The following is an 18,072-nucleotide window of genomic DNA, read 5'->3' on the forward strand; positions in this document are numbered from 1 at the left end:
CCGCCCCGCGCCCCGCCTCCGCCCCCCCCCCCCCCACCCCCCCCCCCCCCCGCGGCCCCGCGCCCCCCCGCGCGCGCCCGCCGGGTCTTTGCCGTCGGGCGCCGGGGGGCCCCCCCCGCCCCGGGCCCGGGCCCGGGGCGGGCGCCGGCTCGACCGGCGCAGCCGGGACGACGGCGACCGGCTCGACAGCGGCGGCGAAGGCCGGCACGACGGGCGGACGCGGCGGCGCCGGGATGGCCGCGGCCGGTGCCGGCCCGGCCGGGGGCATCCCCGCCGCGGGCGGCGCCGGCTCGGCGGCCGGGACCGGGGCGGCGGCGGGGGCCAGATCGGCGGCGAGGACCGGTGCGGGCGCGGCAGCCGGCTCGGGCTCGGCCGGATGAGCGGAGGCCGCCGTGGGCATCGCCGGGGCGGGCATGGCCGGGGCGAAGACCGGCGCCGTCGCGACGGGCGCTTCCGGCATCGGCTCCGGCTCGGGCCGGCGCGCCGGCGGGCGCCCACCCCCGCGCCCGGGCGGGTCGCCGGCCAGCAGGGCCTTGGCGACGACGCTCCCGACCGCGAACAGGAAGGCGATCACCGTGGCGAAGAGGATGATCGGCAGCTTCTTGGGGAAGGACGGCAGGTCCGGCACCACCGCGCGGGAGACCACGCGGGCATCGGCCGGGGCGGCGCTTGCCGCATCGCGGGCCGCGGCCTCGCGGAAGCGGCCGAGATAGGATTCGAGCTGCTCGCGCTGGGCCTTCGCCTCGCGCTCCAGGGCACGCAGCTCGACCTCGTCGCCATTCGCCTTGGCGACGATCCCGCGCTGCGCGTCCACCGCCGCCTGAAGGCTCTCGACCCGGCTGCCGGCGATGCGGGCATCGTTCTCGAGCGTCCGCACCGCGCGGTCGGCGGCGGCACGGATCTGGGTCTCGAGGCCCTCGAGCTGGGCGCGCAGCTCCTTCATCCGCGGATGCTGCGGCAGCAGGGTGCGGGCCTCCAGCGCGAGCTGCGCCTTCAGGCCGATGCGCTGCTCGACGAGGCGGCGGATCAGCTCGTTGTTGGCGACGTCCGGGATCTCGAAGCCGCGGCCATCCTTCAGCATCTCGCGGATCAGCTTGGCCTTGGCGCCGGCATCGGCCTGGGCGGCGCGGGCCTGGGTGAGCTGGGTCGACAATTCGGCGAGTTGCTGGGCGGCCAGCGGCTGGTTGGCGGTGCCGCCGCTGCCGATCAGCCCGTTGCGGGCCCGGAACGCCTCGACCTTCGCCTCGGCCTCCGCGACGCGGCTGCGCAGGGTGTCGATATTGGTGCCGAGCCAGGTCGAGGCGTAGCGCGCCGTGTCGACCTTGGCGGCGGCAAGCGACGAGATGTAGAGATCCGAGATGGTGTTGGCGGCCTTGGCGGCCAGTTCCGGGTCCTTCGAACGGAACTCGATCGTCAGGATGCGCGACTTGCCGGCCGGATAGACCAGCAGTCGATCGAAGTATTTCTCCAGCACCCGGTCGACCGGCTCGCGGTCGAGGGGGTTCTGGGCGAGGCCGAGCATCACCAGCACCTGCTGGAGTTCGCCGACGCCCTTCACCAGCGGGTCGAATTCGGGGTTGCCGACGAGGCCGAGGCTCTTGATCGCCTCGCGGGCGATGTCGCGCGACATCACCACCTGGACTTGGCTCGCCACCGCCTGCTCGTCGATCGGCAGCGGAATCTCGCCCCGATCCTGTTGCAGCCGCGTCAGCGCGCTGTCGCGGCTCTCCAGCAGCAGCTTGGTCTCCGCGGTGTAGCGCGGCGGCACCAGCTGCACGAAGGCGACGGAGAGCCCAAAGGCCGCCACGGTCGGCAGCAGGATGACGAACCACCGCCGCCCGAGCAGGCGGCCGACATCGCCGAGGGTCAGCCCGTCCTCCGCGCCCCGGTCCCGGTCCGCCGGATCGGGACCGGGGTCGCCGGCCGTCGCCGCGCCTTTGGGGTTCGCGCCCTTGGGGGTCTTGTCAGGATTCCTGGGGCCCTTGCGGCCCCGGCCGTCGAGACGGTCTGGCAGGCGGGCATGCGACCGCTCGGCGAAGGGGAAGACGCGGGGCATTGCGAACCGTCGATGATGAGGCGGGAAATGGCCCTGACCGGGCCCTGCCGCAAGCACACTCGATTAAGGTTGCTGCCGGGTTAAGGCTCAGATCCTCTTCGTCGATCCTGGGCACCGACGGGTGAGACTTCATTAACCACGATACCGTAGGGCTGGGGACAACTTCTCCTGCATGATTTGGACTGGCCGGAAGCGATGAACCGACGCGCCCTTCTCACAGGCTTGGCGACCACGCTCGCGCTCGGCGGCTGCCTGAGGCCCGAATACCGCACGGCGCTCCTCGACGAGACCGGCACCGGCTCGATCGGCGCCGCTTACTCGCTCGCCGCCGGAGACCGGTTGCGGGTGATCGTGTTCGGCCAGGACAACCTGTCGAACATCTACGCGGTCGACGGGGCAGGGCGCATCGCCATGCCGCTGATCGGTCCGATCAAGGTGGCCGGTGGCTCGACCGCCCAGGCCGCCCGCGCCATCGAGGCGCGCCTGCGCGAGGGCTTCGTGCGCGAGCCCCACGTCACGGTCGAGGTCGAGGTCTACCGCCCGTTCTTCATCCTGGGCGAGGTCACCACCTCGGGCCAGTACCCGTTCGTGAGCGGCATGACCGTCGAGACCGCGGTGGCGATCGCCGCGGGCTTCGGCCCCCGTGCCGCCCGCGACTACGCCGTGCTCACCCGCGAGGGGCCGACCGGCCTGATCTCCGGCATCGTGCCGATGACCTATCCGGTCCGCCCCGGCGACACGATCGTCATCAAGGAGCGCTGGTTCTGACACCCGGGCGGCTGCGCGGCGTCCCGGCTTTCGACAAACCGGCCTCGACGTGCGCTCACCGCCGGTTAACCACGCTCGCGCCGGCCCGGGGGCGGACCGATCGTCGCGGCCGCCCCTTAACCGCCCGGCCACGGGCCTCGGACTAGATCGATGCTGCCGCGCGACCCGTGCCGCGGTGCCGTCATCCGTCTCGAGGGCATGCCCGTGGCCGCCTCCCAACTCCGCCTCGCCGCCGATCCTGCGCCGTTGGAGGCTGCACCGGCACCCCGGTCCGAGACCGCCCCGCGCGAGCGCATCCTGCACGTCTTCCGCGCCCCGGTCGGCGGCCTGTTCCGCCACGTCCTCGACGTCGCGCGGTTGCAGGCGGAGGGCGGTCATGCGGTTGGCCTGTTCTGCGATGCGAGCACCGGCGGCGCGCGGGCGGAAGCGGCCCTGGCCGATCTGGCGCCGCACCTCACCCTCGGCGTCACCCGCGTGCCGATGCACCGCAACCCGCATCCGAGCGACGTTGCCGCGGTGGCGGCGCTGTCGCGGCTCGCCCGCCGTCTGGAGCCCACCGTGCTGCACGGGCACGGTTCCAAGGGGGGCCTGTTCGCCCGGCTGGTACCGGTCGGGACCGGGATCCGCCCGGTGCGGGCCTATACGCCGCATGGCGGCAGCTTCAACTACCACCCCGGCACGCCGCTCCACCGCCTGTACATGCTGGCCGAAGGGCTGCTGACCCGGCGCACCGACGTCTTCCTGTTCGAGAGCGATTACATTGCCGGTCGCTACCGCGCCTTTGTCGGCCCGACCGACCGACTGACGCGGGTGGTGCATAACGGCATCGCGGATGCCGAGTTCGCCCCGATCGTGCCCGGGCCGCACCCGCTCGACCTCGTCTATATCGGTGAATTGCGCGAAGCGAAGGGCGTGCCGGTCCTGTTCGAGGCGCTGGCGCGCCTGCGCCAGGAGCACGGGCGGCGCCTGACCCTGCTGGTGGTCGGCTCCGGTCCGGACGAGGCCACCCTGCGCGACCGCGCCGCCTCCCTCGGCCTTGCCGGGGACGTGCGGTTCGAGCCGCCGCAGCAGATCCGCGCGGCGTTGAGCCGTGCCACCGTGATGGTGGTGCCCTCACTCGCCGAGTCGCTGCCCTACGTGATCCTCGAGGCCGTGGCCGCCGCGCAGCCTCTCGTCTCGACCGATGTCGGCGGCATCCCGGAGATCTTCGGGCCCGCCGCCCCCGTGCTGGTGCCGCCCCGCGATGCCGGCGCCCTGGCCCGGGCGATCCTGCACAAGATCGACCAGGACCCGGCGCAGCGCTCCGGGGAGGCCGCAGCCCTCAGCGCCTTCGTCCGCTGCCGCTTCTCGATGAACAAGATGGCCAATGACGGCCTTGCCGGATACGCCGCCGCGCGGGCCCGGCACGGCTGACGCGCCGCCCGCATGCCGCCGATTTTCGAGAAACCCATCGCGGTCGCCTTAAGCCTTCGCTCAGGGCTTGGGGGCACGATCGCGATCCTAACCCGCGGCCGATGCGGCACTTTCTCCTCCTCGACCGAGACCGGAACCGTGTCATGAGTGCGTTCGACGTCCGCGACATCCTCAAGACCGTAGCGGCCGACCAGGGCGGCCCGCTGGGCCGCGCCGGGCTGGACCGCGAGGCCGTGCCGCCCGCCGAGACGGTGGCGCCGGTGCGGCCCAACCCGGCCGTCTCCCCGGTGGTCTTCACCGGCTGCGTCCGGGCGATCGAGTTCGCCCTCGTGGCGCTCGCCGGCCTGTGCGCCCAGCGCTGGCTGCTGGCCGGCGAGGTGCCACTCCATCTCGGCTACGCCGCGGCGATCCTCGGCCTCGCCGCCGTCAACGTGCTGGTGCTGCAAGCGCTCGGCGCCTACGGCATCCGGGCGTTCCGGGCCTTCTTCAGCGTCGGCGCCCGGGTCGTGCTCGGCTGGTCGCTGGTGATGCTGCTCGCCGCCACCGCCTTGTTCTTCGCCAAGCTCGGCGACAACTACTCGCGGCTGTGGCTGGGCACCGTCTATGGCGGCGGTCTGGCGCTGCTGGTGGCCGAGCGGCTGGTGCTGTCGCTGGTGGTGAGCGCGCAGATGCGCCGCGGCCGCTTCGACCGGCGCGTCGCCATCGTGGGCGGCGGCGAGCCGGCCGAGGCGCTGATCCGGGCGATCGAGGCGCAGGCCGATTCCGGCCTCAAGGTCGTCGGCCTGTTCGACGACCGCAACGACGGCCGCTCGGCCGACGTGGTCGCGGGCTACCCGAAGCTCGGCACCGTCAGCGATCTCGTCACCTTCGCCCGCCGGACCAAGGTCGACCTGATCGTGTTCACGCTGCCGATCTCGGCCGAGGCGCGCATCCTCCAGATGCTGGCCAAGCTCTGGGTCCTGCCGGTCGACATCCGCCTCTCGGCCCATGCCTCGAAGCTGCGCCTGCGCCCGCGCAGCTATTCCTATCTCGGCTCGGTGCCGGTGCTGGACGTGTTCGACCGGCCGATCGCCGATTGGGACGTCGTCGTGAAGAGCGTGTTCGACCGTGTGGTCGGCGCCATCCTGCTGCTGATGCTCTCGCCCGTGATGCTGGCGGTTGCGCTTGCCGTGAAGCTCACCTCGCCGGGGCCGGTCTTCTTCCGGCAGAAGCGCCACGGCTTCAACAACGAGGTGATCGAGGTCTACAAGTTCCGCTCGATGTATATCGACCAGTGCGACTATGCGGCGAACAAGATCGTCACCAAGGGCGATCCCCGGGTGACGCGGGTCGGCCGCATCATCCGCAAGAGCTCGCTCGACGAGCTGCCCCAGCTCATCAACGTGGTGAAGGGCGACCTGTCCCTGGTCGGGCCGCGCCCGCACGCCCTGCACGCGAAGGCCGCCAACACCCTCTACGATCAGGTCGTCGACGGCTACTTCGCCCGTCACAAGGTCAAGCCCGGGATGACCGGCTGGGCCCAGATCAACGGCTGGCGCGGCGAGACCGACACCAACGAGAAGATCCAGCGCCGCGTCGAGCACGACCTGTACTACATCGAGAACTGGTCGGTGTTCTTCGACTTGCAGATCCTGGCGATGACCCCGCTGGCCCTGTTCAAGACCGAGAACGCCTACTGACAACAGACGAGGGGGGCGGGACAGGGGCCTTTCTGTCCCTACCCTCCGGGGTCGGATCGCGGACGATCAATCGGTTTTCGCTGATCTCGTCGAAGAGGCCCCGGGCCCTTTCCACAGGGAAGGCCCGGGGCCTCTTGTTCTGGCCGGCGCCGTCACTCCGCCGTGGCGGACACCGTCAGCCGGTCGAAGATCTTGCCCGGGCTCGGGGCGGTGCTGACATCCATCAGGCCGAGCCCGCCGGGATCCTTCGCGGTGGCGCTGACCGAGAGGCGGCCGGGCTTGACCACGAAGCGGGACACCGCCTGGCCGAGCGCCTTGGCGGAGGGCGAGCCGCCGAGCACCGCCGGGATCCCCAGCATCGCGGCGGTGCCGTATTCCTGCTGCAACTCCTCGGGCTTGAGGCTCTGGACCTTGGCCTGCTGATCGACGAAGCGCTGGAACAGGCCGCCATTCTCCAGGGTGAGCGCCAGCGACTTGGCGCTGGCGCCGAGCAGCGCCAAGGAAGACACCATCGGCTCGGGGTCGAACACCTCCTTGCCGATCCCGCCGATCGTGCCGGTGATCTTGGCGGTGCCCATGTCCTTGCCCGTCAGCGTCACGTCGCGCAACGTCACCTCCTGGGCAGCCTCGTCCCAGCGGGCATCGAGCGTGCCGGAGAGGTCGAGGGCGGTGTAGCCGAGGCCGGCGAGATCGGAGAGGATCGGCGCCTCGGTGCCGGGCGGGACCGCGCAGGTGAAGCCGTCGAAGGAGAAGCGCGAGGCGGTCGGCACGCCGTCGCGCGGCTCGCTCATCGCGAGGGCGGTGCTCCGGACGGCGAAGCGCAGCGGACCCGTGGATTCCGCCGGATCCTGGGGTGAGGCTTTGGGCAAGGTTTGGGGCGGCACGTCCGGCGCCGGCAGATCGACGTCGAGGCCGTCGAGAGCGATGCGCCCGAAGCCCGGTGCGTAGCGACGCAGCTCGGCCTGATCGAGCGGGCCGGCGGCGGCCCGGCGCAGGCCCTCCAGCACCGGCTTGAGCGACAGGCCCGAGAGGGTGAGCCCCTTCAGGGCGACGCGGCCGGCGGGGGCGTCGACCGTCAGCCCCTCGGCCGTCATCCGGCCGGCGCCGTCGCCCGTCCCGTAGCTCAGGCGGGCGAGGCTCGCCTGGACCGGCTTCGGCTTCGGGCCGCCGCCGGGCGCCGCGACGCTGATGCCGGTGATCTCGAGCCCGCCGATGTCGATCCCGGCCAGCAGGTCGGCGGCGAGGCCCGACAGGCGGGACCGCTCCGGCCCCTCGGCTTTGGCACCTCCCTTGCCGGTTGCATCGGCCAGGGCCCGGACCGACTCCCCCCAGGGGATCGTGGTCGGTCGGCCGGTGAGGTCGCGGGCATCGATCCGGGCGATGCGGAACGCCGCCCCGTCGGAGCCGGTGAGCGCGATGTCCTCGGCGGTGACGCCGCCATAGACCCGGATCGGCGCCGCATCGGGGCCGCCGGACTCGGTGAACAGACGCGCGAGGCCGGGCAGGTCGACCTCGCGGGCGCTCAGCCGGCCATAGGCCCCGGCGGCGTCGGGACCCGGCCCCTCGACCGTCAGGGTTGCGCCGCCGGCCTCCAGCGTGCCGATCCGGCCCGCCACCACGGCCTTGGCGACGACGTCGTGATAGAGCGCGACCTGCACCCGATCGCCGACCGGCTGCTCGACCCGCAGCACCGGGATCACGATCTCGCGGGCGGAGAGCCTGTCGAGGCGGGTGCGCCACGGCGCCGGTCCGGCCGGGTCGAGGATCGCCCGCACCTCGTCCCGCGACAGGGCGGTGCCGCGCAGTTCGAGCTTGGGCGCCTTCAGGGTGACGGGGCCGAGCGGCAGCACCACCTCGTCGAGGGCCACGATGGCGTCCTGCGCCAGGGCGGGGCCGGCGAGCCACGGCACCACCGGCAGGGCGGCGGTCAGCGTGGCGCAGGCGACGGCGCCGAGCGCGGCCCGGGCCACGCCCGTTGTCGAGAAGCGGGTCATGGCGGAGCGTCCCGGGGTCGTGTCAGGCGAGATTACAGGGAGAACGAGGTGCCGCAGCCGCAGGAGGCGGTCGCCTGCGGGTTCTCGATCTTGAACGACTGGCCGATCAGGTCGTTGACGAAATCGATCGTCGCGCCCTCCATGTACGGCAGCGAGGTCGGGTCGACCAGCACCGTGGCGCCGTCCCGCTCCACCGCCAGGTCGTCGGCGGCGCGATCCTTCGCGATGTCGAAGGCATATTGGAACCCGGAGCAGCCGCCGCCATTCACGCTGATGCGCAGCATCGCGCCGGGGGGCTCGGCGCCCATGATCTCGTTGATGCGGCGGGCGGCGCGGGACGTCAGGGTGATCGGGGTCATCGACGGCTTCTCGGGTGGGGGTCCGGCGTGCGATGGCAACATAAGAATGGACGCCGTGCGCTGCAACCGTGGCGCAGGGATGGCGGATGAGGGCAGGACCGTGAGACGGACAGGCGAGCGCTGGCGGGCCCCCTACGGCAGCGATCCGTTCGCGTCGCGCGGGCGGCTGATCCCGGAAAGCCCGTCACCGACCCGCACCGACTTCCAGCGCGACCGCGACCGGATCGTGCATTCGGCCGCTTTCCGGCGGCTCAAGCACAAGACCCAGGTCTTCGTCCATCACGAGGGCGACCATTACCGCACCCGCCTGACCCATACCCTGGAGGTGAGCCAGATCGCCCGCGCGCTCGCCCGGGCGCTCGGCCTCGACGAGGATCTGGCCGAGGCCCTGGCGCTCGCCCACGATCTCGGCCACACCCCGTTCGGCCATACCGGCGAGGATGCCCTGCATGCCTGCATGGCGGCGCATGGCGGCTTCGACCACAACGCCCAGGCCCTGCGGCTGGTGACCCGGCTGGAGCGGCGCTATGCCACCTTCGACGGCCTCAACCTGACCTGGGAGACCCTGGAGGGGCTGGTCAAGCATAACGGCCCGCTCCTGACCCGGGACGGGCGGCCGACGCCGCATTACGCCGAGGGCGGCATCCCGGTGGCGATCACCGAGTACGACGCCGTCAACGACCTCGAACTGTCCAGCTTTGCCGGGCCCGAGGCCCAGGTGGCGGCTTTGGCCGACGACATCGCCTACGACGCCCACGACCTCGACGACGGGTTGCGGGCCGACCTCTTCCGCCTCGACGACCTCAAGGAGGTGCCGTTCCTCGCCGGCCTCCTCGACGAGATCGCCCGCACCTATCCGGGCCTGGAGCGCTCGCGGATGGTGCACGAACTCGCCCGCCGGGTCATCACCCGCTTCGTCGAGGACGTGATCGCCGAGGCCGAACGCCGCCTCGCCGCGCTTCGGCCCACCGACGCCGCCGCGATCCGCCACGCTGCCGCCCCGGTGGTGGCGTTCTCGGAGGCGATGGCGGCGGCCGACCGGGACATCAAGACCTTCCTGTTCGCCCGGATGTACCGGCATCCCGGCGTGATGGCGGTACGCCGCCGCGCCGCCGCGATCGTCGAGGACCTGTTCGCCACCTTCCGGCACGACCCGACCCTCATGCCCGAGGAGTGGAGCGCCGGCCTGTCAGGCTCCGACGATCCCCGCACCCCCCGCCGCGTCGCCGACTTCATCGCCGGCATGACCGACAATTATGCGGTGCGTCAGCACCGCCGGCTGTTTGCCGAGACGCCGGACCTGCACTGGGTGACCTGGCCGGGCATGGACGGGTGAGGGAGCGGGGGATGGCAGGGATGGCACGGCCCTGGGCCGGCGATCCCAGGCCATCTCGCACGTCCGTCTCTCACGTCGTCGCGATCACCTTCTGCAAGCAGACCGTCTGGGTGTCGCGGTAGCCCAGATGGTCGTAGAAGCCGACCACGCCCGCGTTGTCCCGCCGCACCAGCAGCTGCACCTTCCACACGCCCCGCGCCGCCAGCCACGCTTCGCCCGCCTCGACGATCCGCCGTCCGAGCCCGCCGCCCTGCTGCCCGGGCGACACCGCCACGTAATAGAGCCAGCCCCGGTGCCCGTCCTCGCCGGCCATCGCGCTTGCGACGATGCGGCCCTCTCGCTCCGCCACCAGAACGGTGCCGTGTGGCCCGCGCCGGGCGAAGGCGATGTCGGTCACCGGGTCGTTCCAGGGCCGCGCCACCCCGGCTTCGTGCCACAGGGCGATCACCGCCGGCACGTCGGCATCCTCGATCTCGCGGATGATCGGCGTCATGGTCGCTCTCTTGGTCGCTTTCTTGGTCGGGCTCTCTTGGTCCGGCTCTCGTGTCGATGCCGGCTTGCCGGGACCGACCGATCTGCCTGCCATTCCGAGGCCGAAACCATCACGGTAGTGCTCGACAACGCCCGCTACAAGCGATCGCGCGAACTCAAGGCGTGGCTCGACCAGCCCGGATGTCGGCTGCGGCTGATCTATCTGCCGTCCCACGCACCCGATCTCAACCTGACCGAGCGGTTCTGGCACTTTTTCGAGCGCCAGGTCTTGTTCAATAAATCTTACGAGACATTCGCCTTGTTTAAGCAAGTTTTCGATCAATTCCTCGAGCGCCTGCACGAGCACGAGGCTGACCTCGCTACTCTCATCACCAACCGCTTCCACCTCATCAGACATCCCAAAACCGGGATTCCTTCCGCGTAGCGGTATACCAAGCACTGCTCGCCATCGGCAGCAGCGTCGCCGACGCGGCGCGATCCACCTCTGCACCCCGCGTGTCCGCCCTCGCCTCGATCCGGTCGAAGCCGCCCTCGCGGAGTGCGCGAAGCAATCGGTGATCCAGTCGGCGTCCGGCATGTTCCTCAGGACCGACGGGCTGCCTGGGCCGGTCATGGTGAACAAGTTCGGGAAGCCTGGAACCTGAATCGCCCGACCAAGCCCTCCCGGCGCGCGCCACTCATGAGGGCGCCGTCGCCCGGGCGGCTTCTCCGCACCGGGGTCAGGCCGCCTTGAGCGGCGGGGCCGGGTGCAGGTCGAGCGGCCGGCCGGCCTTGGCGACCTGCCCCGGCACGTCGTGGCCGACGAGGCGGGGCAGGCCGCGGGAGAGGGTCAGCAGGGCGTCGAGGTCGAGGCCCGTCGCGAGACCCATCTCCTCGGCCATGCTGACCAGATCCTCGGTGCAGATGTTGCCGGTGGCGCCGGGCGCGAACGGGCAGCCGCCGAGGCCCCCGAGCGCCGCGTCGAACCGGCGCGCCCCGGCCTCGTAGGCGGCGAGCACGTTGGCGAGGCCGCAGCCGCGGGTGTTGTGGAAGTGCAGTGTCAGGCGCTCGGCGCCGACGAGCGGCAGCACCCGGGCGACGAGGCGGGCGACCTGGCGTGGGTTGGCCATGCCGGTCGTGTCGGCGAGCGTCACCCCGTGGATGCCAAGCGCCAGGTAGCGCTCGACCTGGGCGATCACCTTGTCCTCGGGCTGAAGCCCCTCGAACGGACAGCCGAAGGCCGTCGCCGCGGTGGCGTTCACGCCGACCTGGCCGCGCACCGTCTCCATGATCGCGGCAAAACCCCGGATCGAGGCGTCCGGCGTCATGCCCATATTGGCGCGGTTGTGAGTCTCGCTCACCGAGGCGACGAGGTTGATCTCGTCGGCCCGGGCGGCGAGCGCCCGCTCGGCACCCTTCGGGTTGGGGACGAGGGCGACGTAGGTCGTGCCGGACCGGCGGGTGATGCCCGAAAAGACCTCGGCCGCGTCGACGAGCGCCGGCACCGCCTTCGGCGAGACGAAGGACGAGACCTCGATGCGGGTGAAGCCCGCCTGCGACAGGGCGTCGATCAGTCGGATCTTCTCGTGGGTCGGCACGAAGACCGGCTCGATCTGGAAGCCGTCGCGGGTCGCGACCTCCTGGATGACGATGTCGGCTCGGACGAGGGTCTCGCTCATGCGACGGCTCCCTTCTGGCGCAGGGCCGCGATGCCGGCCTCGTCGAAGCCGAGATCGGACAGCACCGCATCGGTATGGGCGCCGAGTGCCGGGCCCGGCCAGCGCACCGCGCCGGGCGTCTCGGACAGCTTCGGCACGATGCCGGGCATCTTCACCCGGGTGTCGCCGGGCAGCTCCGCTTCCAGGATCATGCCGCGGGCGGTGTAATGCGGGTCGGCGACGATATCGGCGACCGAGTAGATCCGACCGGCCGGCACCTCGGCGGCGTCCAGCACGGCAAGCGCCTCCGCCACCGTGCGGCCCCTGGTCCAGTCCGCGATGACCCCATCGAGCATCGCGGCCTGGTGCGAGCGGCCCTCGTTGTTGCGGAACGCCGGATCCTCGGCGAGATCGGGCCTGCCGATCGCATTCATCAGGCGGCGGAAGATCGGGTCGCTGTTGCCGGCGATGACCACGAAGCCGCCGTCCCGGCTCGGATAGGTGTTGGACGGCGTGATGCCCGGCAGCGCCCCGCCGGTGCGGGTGCGGACCTCGCCCAGCAGGTCGTATTCCGGCACCAGGCTCTCCATGACGTTGAACACGCTCTCGACCAGCGAGACGTCGATCACCTGGCCGGCGCCCTGGCCGGTCTTGACCCGCAGCAGCGCCATCAGGGCGCCGATGACGCCGTGGAGCGAGGCCAGCGTGTCGCCGATGCTGACGCCGACGCGGGCGGGCGGGGTGCTCGGGTCGCCGGTGGTGAAGCGCAGGCCGCCCATCGACTCCCCGATCGCCCCGAAGCCCGGCCGGTCGCGGTAGGGCCCGGTCTGGCCGTAGCCGGAGATGCGGACCATCACGAGGTTCGGGTTCAGCGCCGACAGCACGTCCCAGCCGAGGCCCAGCTTTTCCAGGCCGCCGGGGCGGAAGTTCTCGACGACGACGTCGGCGCCCTGCGCCAGCTGCGTCACGATGGCGAGGCCGTCCGGGGATTTCAGGTTGACGGCGATCGACTTCTTGTTGCGCGATTGCAGGTACCACCAGAGCGAGGTGCCCTCGTGCATCTTGCGCCACTTGCGCAGGGGATCGCCCTCGCCCGGCGGCTCGACCTTGATCACCTCGGCGCCGAACTCCGCCATCAGCCGGGTCGCGAAGGGCGCGGCGATCAGCTGGCCGAGTTCCAGGACGCGAATGCCCGCGAGCGGACCACTCATGACGTCTCCTCCGGTGCGATATGTCCTCGGGCTTTCCATAAGTGAAGAAGGCCCGGCGGATCCAACCGTATCTCGCGAGCGACCGTTCCCGTCGCGAGACCGCACAGCGAGACCGCCCTTGAGCGAAGGCGCGGGGCCGCCTCGCGCCTGGCCCAGGAAGCGGTGAGCGGCACCGCCACCCGCGGCATCGCACCGCCGACGAGGCAGAGGCGCTGCGGGATCACCCGTTCGGCCCCTCTCAGCCTGGACCACGCGGCAGACCGCTCCGATGCCCGTGACATGGGCCCGCCGGCGCATCGGCGAAAACGCGCGGCCGTCGTCACGGCGGGGGCGCACGTCCCGCCACCGCCGCCCACGCCATCCATCGGATCTTCGACGGGTTTACCGAGGCGCCGATAAGATCATCACGCCCCTGCACCGAGACAGTGATCGATCGTCATCCTGCTTCATGGAATGCTGTCCGACTTTGGGGAAGGCCGTTCTCCCAGAATGCCGCGCGAGAACAGCGACACCGGCGGGCGGCACGTCGCCGCGCCGGTTTCGCGCACTGGTGGGACCAGGCACCTTCCCTTAAGGTGCCCGAATGAAACCGGTTCGGATCCGAACGGCGCGAGACACGAGGGCGGCCATGCGGTCTGTGCAACCGGCGGAACTGACGGCTTGCGACAGGGAGCCGATCCACATCCTCGGAACGTTGCAGCCGCATGGATTCCTGCTGGCCCTCGAAGGACCGGACCTGCGCATCGTCCAGGCCAGCGCGAACCTGCCCGATCTCCCGGGACGTCCCGCCGCCCGGGCGCACGGCAGGCCGTTGAGCCAGGCGCTGCCGGAGGTCTCGGCGCCGATCGTCGACGTGCTGACGGCGGATCTCGGCCAGAATCCGGGACAGGGCGGGGCGGCCTATCTCGGCACGCTCACCCTCGAGACGGAGGCGGGCCCCTGCGCCTACGACCTCGCGGCGCACCGCTCCGGCGCCCTCACCGTGCTCGAATTCGAGGAGAGTGCCGGCGAGGCCGCGGCGGGCAATCTCGACATGCTCTACCCGCGCCTGCGCGCCTTCATCGAGGCGCTGCACGGGGCCGGGACGGTGGAGGATCTGTGCGGGCTCCTGGCTGCCGACATCCGCCAGCTCACCGGGTTCGACCGCGCCCTGGTCTATCGCTTCGATCGTGACTGGAACGGAACCGTCGTGGCCGAGGACGGCAACGGCGTGCTGCCCTCCTATCTCGATCTGCGCTTCCCCGCCTCCGACATCCCGGCTCAGGCGCGCGAACTCTACCGCCGCAACCGCCTGCGCATCATCCCGGATGCCGCCTACGCCCCGGTGCCGATCGTGCCGGTGCTCACGCCCTCGACCGGGGCGCCCCTCGACCTCAGCCAGTCGGTCCTGCGCAGCGTCTCGCCGGTCCATGTCGAGTACATGCGCAACATGGGTACCGCGGCCTCGATGTCGATCTCCATCCTGGTCGAGGGCGCGTTGTGGGGCCTGATCTCCTGCCACAACAAGACGCCCCGCCGGGTGCCGCTGCCGGCCCGCAACGCCTGCGACATCCTCACCCAGACCTTCGCCCTGCAACTCGCCGCCAAGGAGCGCGGCGCGCTCGCCGAGCAGCGCCTGGCGCTCGGCGCGATCCAGGCGCGGCTCCTCGCCTTCATGGCCGAGGAGGAGACCTTCGTCGAAGGCTTCCTCAAGCACCCGGAGGACGTGCTGGCGCTCACCGATGCCGGCGGCGCGGCGATCGTCACCGACCAGCGCTGCCACCTGATGGGCCGCACGCCCACCGAGCGGCAGGTGCGCGGCGTCTACGAGTGGCTGTCGGCCGAGCATGCCGGCGCTCCGGTCCACGTCACGGAAGCCCTGTCCGAGGAATACCCGCCCGCCAAGACCATCGCCGACACCGCGAGCGGGCTCCTCGCCATCTCGATTTCCGAGAAATATGCCAGCTACGTGCTGTGGTTCCGGCCCGAGGTGGTGCAGACCGTGCGCTGGGGCGGTGACCCGACGAAGGCCGCCACCAAGGACCCGGCCGGCGGGCCCGACCGGCTGCACCCGCGCAAATCCTTCGAGACCTGGAAGGAGACCGTGCAGGGCCGGTCCCGGCCCTGGTCGGTGCCGGAGGTCGACACCGCCAAGGACCTGCGCGCCGCGGTGCTCGGCATCGTGCTGCGCCGGGCCGAGGAGCTGGCGGCCCTGACCGAGGAATTGCAACGGTCGAACAAGGAGCTGGAAGCCTTCTCCTACTCGGTCAGCCACGACCTTCGGGCGCCGTTCCGCCACATCGTCGGCTATGCCGAGCTCTTGCGCTCGCGCGAGGGCGACAAGTTCTCGGAGCGCGGGCGGCGCTACATCGACACCATCATCGAGGCGGCGTTCTCGGCCGGCACCCTCGTCGACAACCTGCTGACCTTCTCGCAGATGGGCCGCAATGCCCTCAACCGCATTCCCTGCGACATGAATCAGCTGGTCGAGGACGTGCGCCGGACGATGATCCGCGACATCCCCCTCGAACGGACGATCCGCTGGCAGGTCGGCCCCCTCGGCCGGGCCCAGGCCGACCCGGTGATGATGCGCCTCGTGATCGAGAACCTGCTCTCGAACGCCGTGAAGTACACGCGCGGGCGGGCCGAGGCGGTGATCGAGGTCGGGCGCGAGGCGGACCGCGACGGCGACGCGGCGTTCTACGTCCGCGACAACGGCGTCGGCTTCGACATGGCCTATGTCGCCAAGCTGTTCGGCGTGTTCCAGCGCCTGCACCGGGTCGAGGACTTCGAGGGGACCGGCATCGGGCTCGCCAATGTGCGGCGCATCGTCGAACGTCATGGTGGACAGGTCTGGGCTGAGGGTGTCCTGGGCGAGGGCGCGACCTTCCATTTCACGCTTCCCATCCGTTAGAGACGCGTCATGGCCGATCTGAAGCCGATCCTCCTCGTCGAGGACAATCCCAACGACATCGAACTGACCCTCGCGGCCCTCGAGAAGAGCCAGCTGGCGAACAAGATCGTCATCTGCCGCGACGGGGCGGAGGCGCTCCAATTCCTGCGCCGCCAGGGACCGCACGCCGAGCGGCCGGTGCAGGACCCGGCCGTCGTCCTCCTCGACCTGAAGCTGCCCAAGGTCGACGGGCTGGAGGTGCTGGCGGCGGTGAAGGGCGATCCCCGCATGCGGGCGATTCCGATCGTGATGCTGACCTCGTCGCGGGAGGAGAGCGACCTCGTCCGCTCCTACCAGCTCGGGGTGAACGCCTTCGTGGTCAAGCCGGTCGGGTTCAAGGAGTTCTTCGAGGCGATCCAGGATCTCGGCGTGTTCTGGGCCGTGCTCAACGAGCCGCCGCCCCACCGGACGGACTGGCCTCGTGACTGACGCTGCGGCACCCGAGGACGGCGCGGCGCCCCTGCGCATCCTGCTCCTCGAGGACAGCGACCTCGATACCGAGCTGCTCACCGCGGTCCTGGAGGATGCGGGGCTTGCCGTCGCCATCGAGCGGGTGATCACCCGCGGCGCCTTCGCGGCGGCCACGGCGAGGCGCTGCCACGACATCATCCTGGCCGATTACGTGCTGCCCACCTTCGACGGCATGGGTGCGCTCGCCACCGCCCGCGAGAACTGCCCGGAAGTTCCGTTCGTGTTCGTCTCCGGCACGCTCGGCGAGGACGTCGCCGTCGAGGCGTTGAAGCACGGCGCCACCGACTACGTGACCAAGCAGCGCCTCGACCGGCTGCCGCGGGTCATCCTGCGCGCCCTCGCGGAGGCCCGCGCCCATCTGCGCCGGCGCGCCGCCGAGCAGGCCCTGCGCGACCTCAACGAATCCCTCGAGCAGCGCGTCGCCGTGCGGACCCGGGAGCTGGCCGAGGCCAATGCGGCGCTCCAGCACCAGATCGCCGAGCGCGAGCGGATCGAGGATGCCCTGCACCAGGCCCAGCGCCTCGAGGCGGTGGGCCAGCTCACCAGCGGCGTCGCCCACGACTTCAACAACCTGCTCACGGTGATCGCCGGCAACATCGAGTTCCTGGAGCGCGCGGTCTCGGACGACCGCTCGAAGCGCCGCCTCGACATGATGCGCGGCGCGGCCGACCGGGGCGCCCGGCTCACCGCCCAGCTCCTTGCCTTCTCGCGCCGGCAGAAGCTCGCGCCGGTGCCGGTGCAGCTCAACCAGACCGTCGCGTCGATGCGCGACCTGCTGCAAAGCTCGATGGGCGGCTCGATCCGCATCGAGATGACGCTCCAGCCCGATCTCTGGCCCGCCCTCGTCGACGCGACCCAGATCGAACTCATCATCCTCAACCTCGCGATCAACGCCCGGGACGCGATGGCGGTCGGCGGCTGCCTGACCATTGAGACCGCCAACCTGCGCCTCGAGGCCGAGCCGGCCCGGCCCGAGGAGCCGAACCCGGGCGATTACGCCATGGTGGCGGTGAGCGATACCGGCACCGGCATCGCGCCCGACGTGCTCGCCCGGGTGTTCGAGCCGTTCTTCACCACCAAGGAGGTCGGCAAGGGATCCGGGCTCGGCCTCGCGCAGGTCTACGGCTTCGTCAAGCAGTCCGGCGGCGGCGTCCGCATCGACACCGTCCCGGGCGAGGGCACCTCGGTGCGGGTCTACCTGCCGCGGGTGGCGGCCGATGTCGCGCCGCCCGCCCCGCGCCCGGTCGCGATCGATTGCGCCCGCCTCCGCCATGCCAGCGACAAGCGGGTGGTGCTGGTCGTCGACGACGACAGTGCGGTGCGCGACATCACCACGACGCGGCTCGGCGAGGCCGGCTACGCGATCCGCGAGGCGGGCTCGGGCCTCGCGGCGATCCAGGCGCTCGAAACGGACCCTTGCGTCGACCTCGCGGTGCTCGACTTCGCGATGCCGGGCATGAACGGGGCCGAGGTCGCGGCGGTGATCCGCAGCCGCTGGCCGGCGATCCAGATCCTGTTCGTCACCGGCTATGCCGACCATACGGCGATCGCCCGGATCGATGGCGGCGGCGAGGACCGGGTGGTGCAGAAGCCGTTCCGCGGCGAGGACCTGGAGCGCAAGGTCGCGTCGATGCTGGAGCCGCGCCCGCGGCTGGCCCTGGTCTCCGGCGGGGCCGAGGCGCCCGCGCGTACCGCCGGCCCGGTCCGGGGGTAGGGGCGGTCCG

General features: G+C 71.4%; 14 protein-coding genes. 8 read left to right on the forward strand and 6 right to left on the reverse strand.

What is annotated here, in order from left to right:
- Nucleotides 1-2,056 (reverse strand): GumC family protein (locus tag VP06_RS21340; RefSeq protein WP_156295702.1); only part of this gene is annotated, 2,056 nt, incomplete at its 3' end.
- 195 nt (nucleotides 2,057-2,251) lie between these two features.
- Between VP06_RS21340 and VP06_RS21345 the strand changes: the two genes are divergently transcribed.
- The 3 genes from VP06_RS21345 (at nucleotide 2,252) to VP06_RS21355 (ending at nucleotide 5,916) form a co-directional block, all read left to right on the forward strand.
- Nucleotides 2,252-2,824: a polysaccharide biosynthesis/export family protein gene (locus tag VP06_RS21345; protein ID WP_048465821.1), complete on the forward strand. Its 573-nt coding sequence runs from the start codon at nucleotides 2,252-2,254 to the stop codon at nucleotides 2,822-2,824.
- A gap of 198 nt (nucleotides 2,825-3,022) precedes the next feature.
- Nucleotides 3,023-4,237 (forward strand): glycosyltransferase, encoded by a 1,215-nt coding sequence (locus VP06_RS21350; protein ID WP_048465822.1) that lies wholly within the window; start codon nucleotides 3,023-3,025, stop codon nucleotides 4,235-4,237.
- 143 nt (nucleotides 4,238-4,380) lie between these two features.
- Nucleotides 4,381-5,916 (forward strand): undecaprenyl-phosphate glucose phosphotransferase, encoded by a 1,536-nt coding sequence (locus VP06_RS21355; RefSeq protein ID WP_048465800.1) that lies wholly within the window; start codon nucleotides 4,381-4,383, stop codon nucleotides 5,914-5,916.
- A 152-nt stretch (nucleotides 5,917-6,068) separates the two neighbouring features.
- On the opposite strand, the gene VP06_RS21360 is transcribed toward VP06_RS21355, so the two are convergent.
- Together VP06_RS21360 and VP06_RS21365 are read right to left on the reverse strand one after the other, a co-directional pair.
- Entirely contained in the window at nucleotides 6,069-7,910 is a 1,842-nt protein-coding gene (locus tag VP06_RS21360) for a hypothetical protein (protein ID WP_048465801.1), read from the reverse strand.
- Between the two features lie 32 nt (nucleotides 7,911-7,942).
- Nucleotides 7,943-8,269 (reverse strand): HesB/IscA family protein, encoded by a 327-nt coding sequence (locus tag VP06_RS21365; RefSeq protein ID WP_048465802.1) that lies wholly within the window; start codon nucleotides 8,267-8,269, stop codon nucleotides 7,943-7,945.
- A 79-nt stretch (nucleotides 8,270-8,348) separates the two neighbouring features.
- Between VP06_RS21365 and VP06_RS21370 the strand changes: the two genes are divergently transcribed.
- Nucleotides 8,349-9,605, forward strand: coding sequence for a deoxyguanosinetriphosphate triphosphohydrolase (locus VP06_RS21370; RefSeq protein WP_048465823.1), 1,257 nt, complete (start codon nucleotides 8,349-8,351; stop codon nucleotides 9,603-9,605).
- 70 nt (nucleotides 9,606-9,675) lie between these two features.
- On the opposite strand, the gene VP06_RS21375 is transcribed toward VP06_RS21370, so the two are convergent.
- On the reverse strand, nucleotides 9,676-10,098 hold the full coding sequence (locus VP06_RS21375; protein ID WP_048465803.1) for a GNAT family acetyltransferase: 423 nt from the start codon (nucleotides 10,096-10,098) through the stop codon (nucleotides 9,676-9,678).
- Here VP06_RS21375 and VP06_RS38645 point away from each other — a divergent pair.
- Complete coding sequence (locus VP06_RS38645) at nucleotides 10,036-10,521, forward strand: transposase (RefSeq protein WP_082167537.1); 486 nt, start codon at nucleotides 10,036-10,038, stop codon at nucleotides 10,519-10,521. The genes VP06_RS21375 and VP06_RS38645 overlap by 63 nt on opposite strands.
- Nucleotides 10,522-10,816: 295 nt before the next feature.
- Here the strand turns inward: VP06_RS38645 and VP06_RS21385 are convergent, their stop codons facing one another.
- Nucleotides 10,817-11,755: a hydroxymethylglutaryl-CoA lyase gene (locus VP06_RS21385; RefSeq protein ID WP_048465804.1), complete on the reverse strand. Its 939-nt coding sequence runs from the start codon at nucleotides 11,753-11,755 to the stop codon at nucleotides 10,817-10,819.
- Nucleotides 11,752-12,945: a CaiB/BaiF CoA transferase family protein gene (locus VP06_RS21390; protein ID WP_048465805.1), complete on the reverse strand. Its 1,194-nt coding sequence runs from the start codon at nucleotides 12,943-12,945 to the stop codon at nucleotides 11,752-11,754. The genes VP06_RS21385 and VP06_RS21390 overlap by 4 nt, the downstream gene beginning before the upstream one ends.
- A 628-nt stretch (nucleotides 12,946-13,573) precedes the next feature.
- On the opposite strand from VP06_RS21390, the gene VP06_RS21395 reads away from it, so the two are divergent.
- Genes VP06_RS21395 through VP06_RS21405 form a run of 3 tightly spaced genes read left to right on the forward strand, consistent with a single transcriptional unit; the run spans nucleotide 13,574 to nucleotide 18,062 of the window.
- Nucleotides 13,574-15,838: an ATP-binding protein gene (locus VP06_RS21395; RefSeq protein ID WP_048465806.1), complete on the forward strand. Its 2,265-nt coding sequence runs from the start codon at nucleotides 13,574-13,576 to the stop codon at nucleotides 15,836-15,838.
- A gap of 9 nt (nucleotides 15,839-15,847) precedes the next feature.
- Entirely contained in the window at nucleotides 15,848-16,306 is a 459-nt protein-coding gene (locus tag VP06_RS21400; protein WP_048465807.1) for a response regulator, read from the forward strand.
- The gene (locus VP06_RS21405) at nucleotides 16,299-18,062 is read left to right on the forward strand and encodes a response regulator (RefSeq protein ID WP_048465808.1); all 1,764 of its coding nucleotides are present in this window, start codon (nucleotides 16,299-16,301) and stop codon (nucleotides 18,060-18,062) included. The genes VP06_RS21400 and VP06_RS21405 overlap by 8 nt, the downstream gene beginning before the upstream one ends.
- Nucleotides 18,063-18,072 lie beyond the last annotated feature (10 nt).

This window comes from Methylobacterium aquaticum, assembly GCF_001043915.1.
Taxonomy (GTDB): domain Bacteria; phylum Pseudomonadota; class Alphaproteobacteria; order Rhizobiales; family Beijerinckiaceae; genus Methylobacterium; species Methylobacterium aquaticum.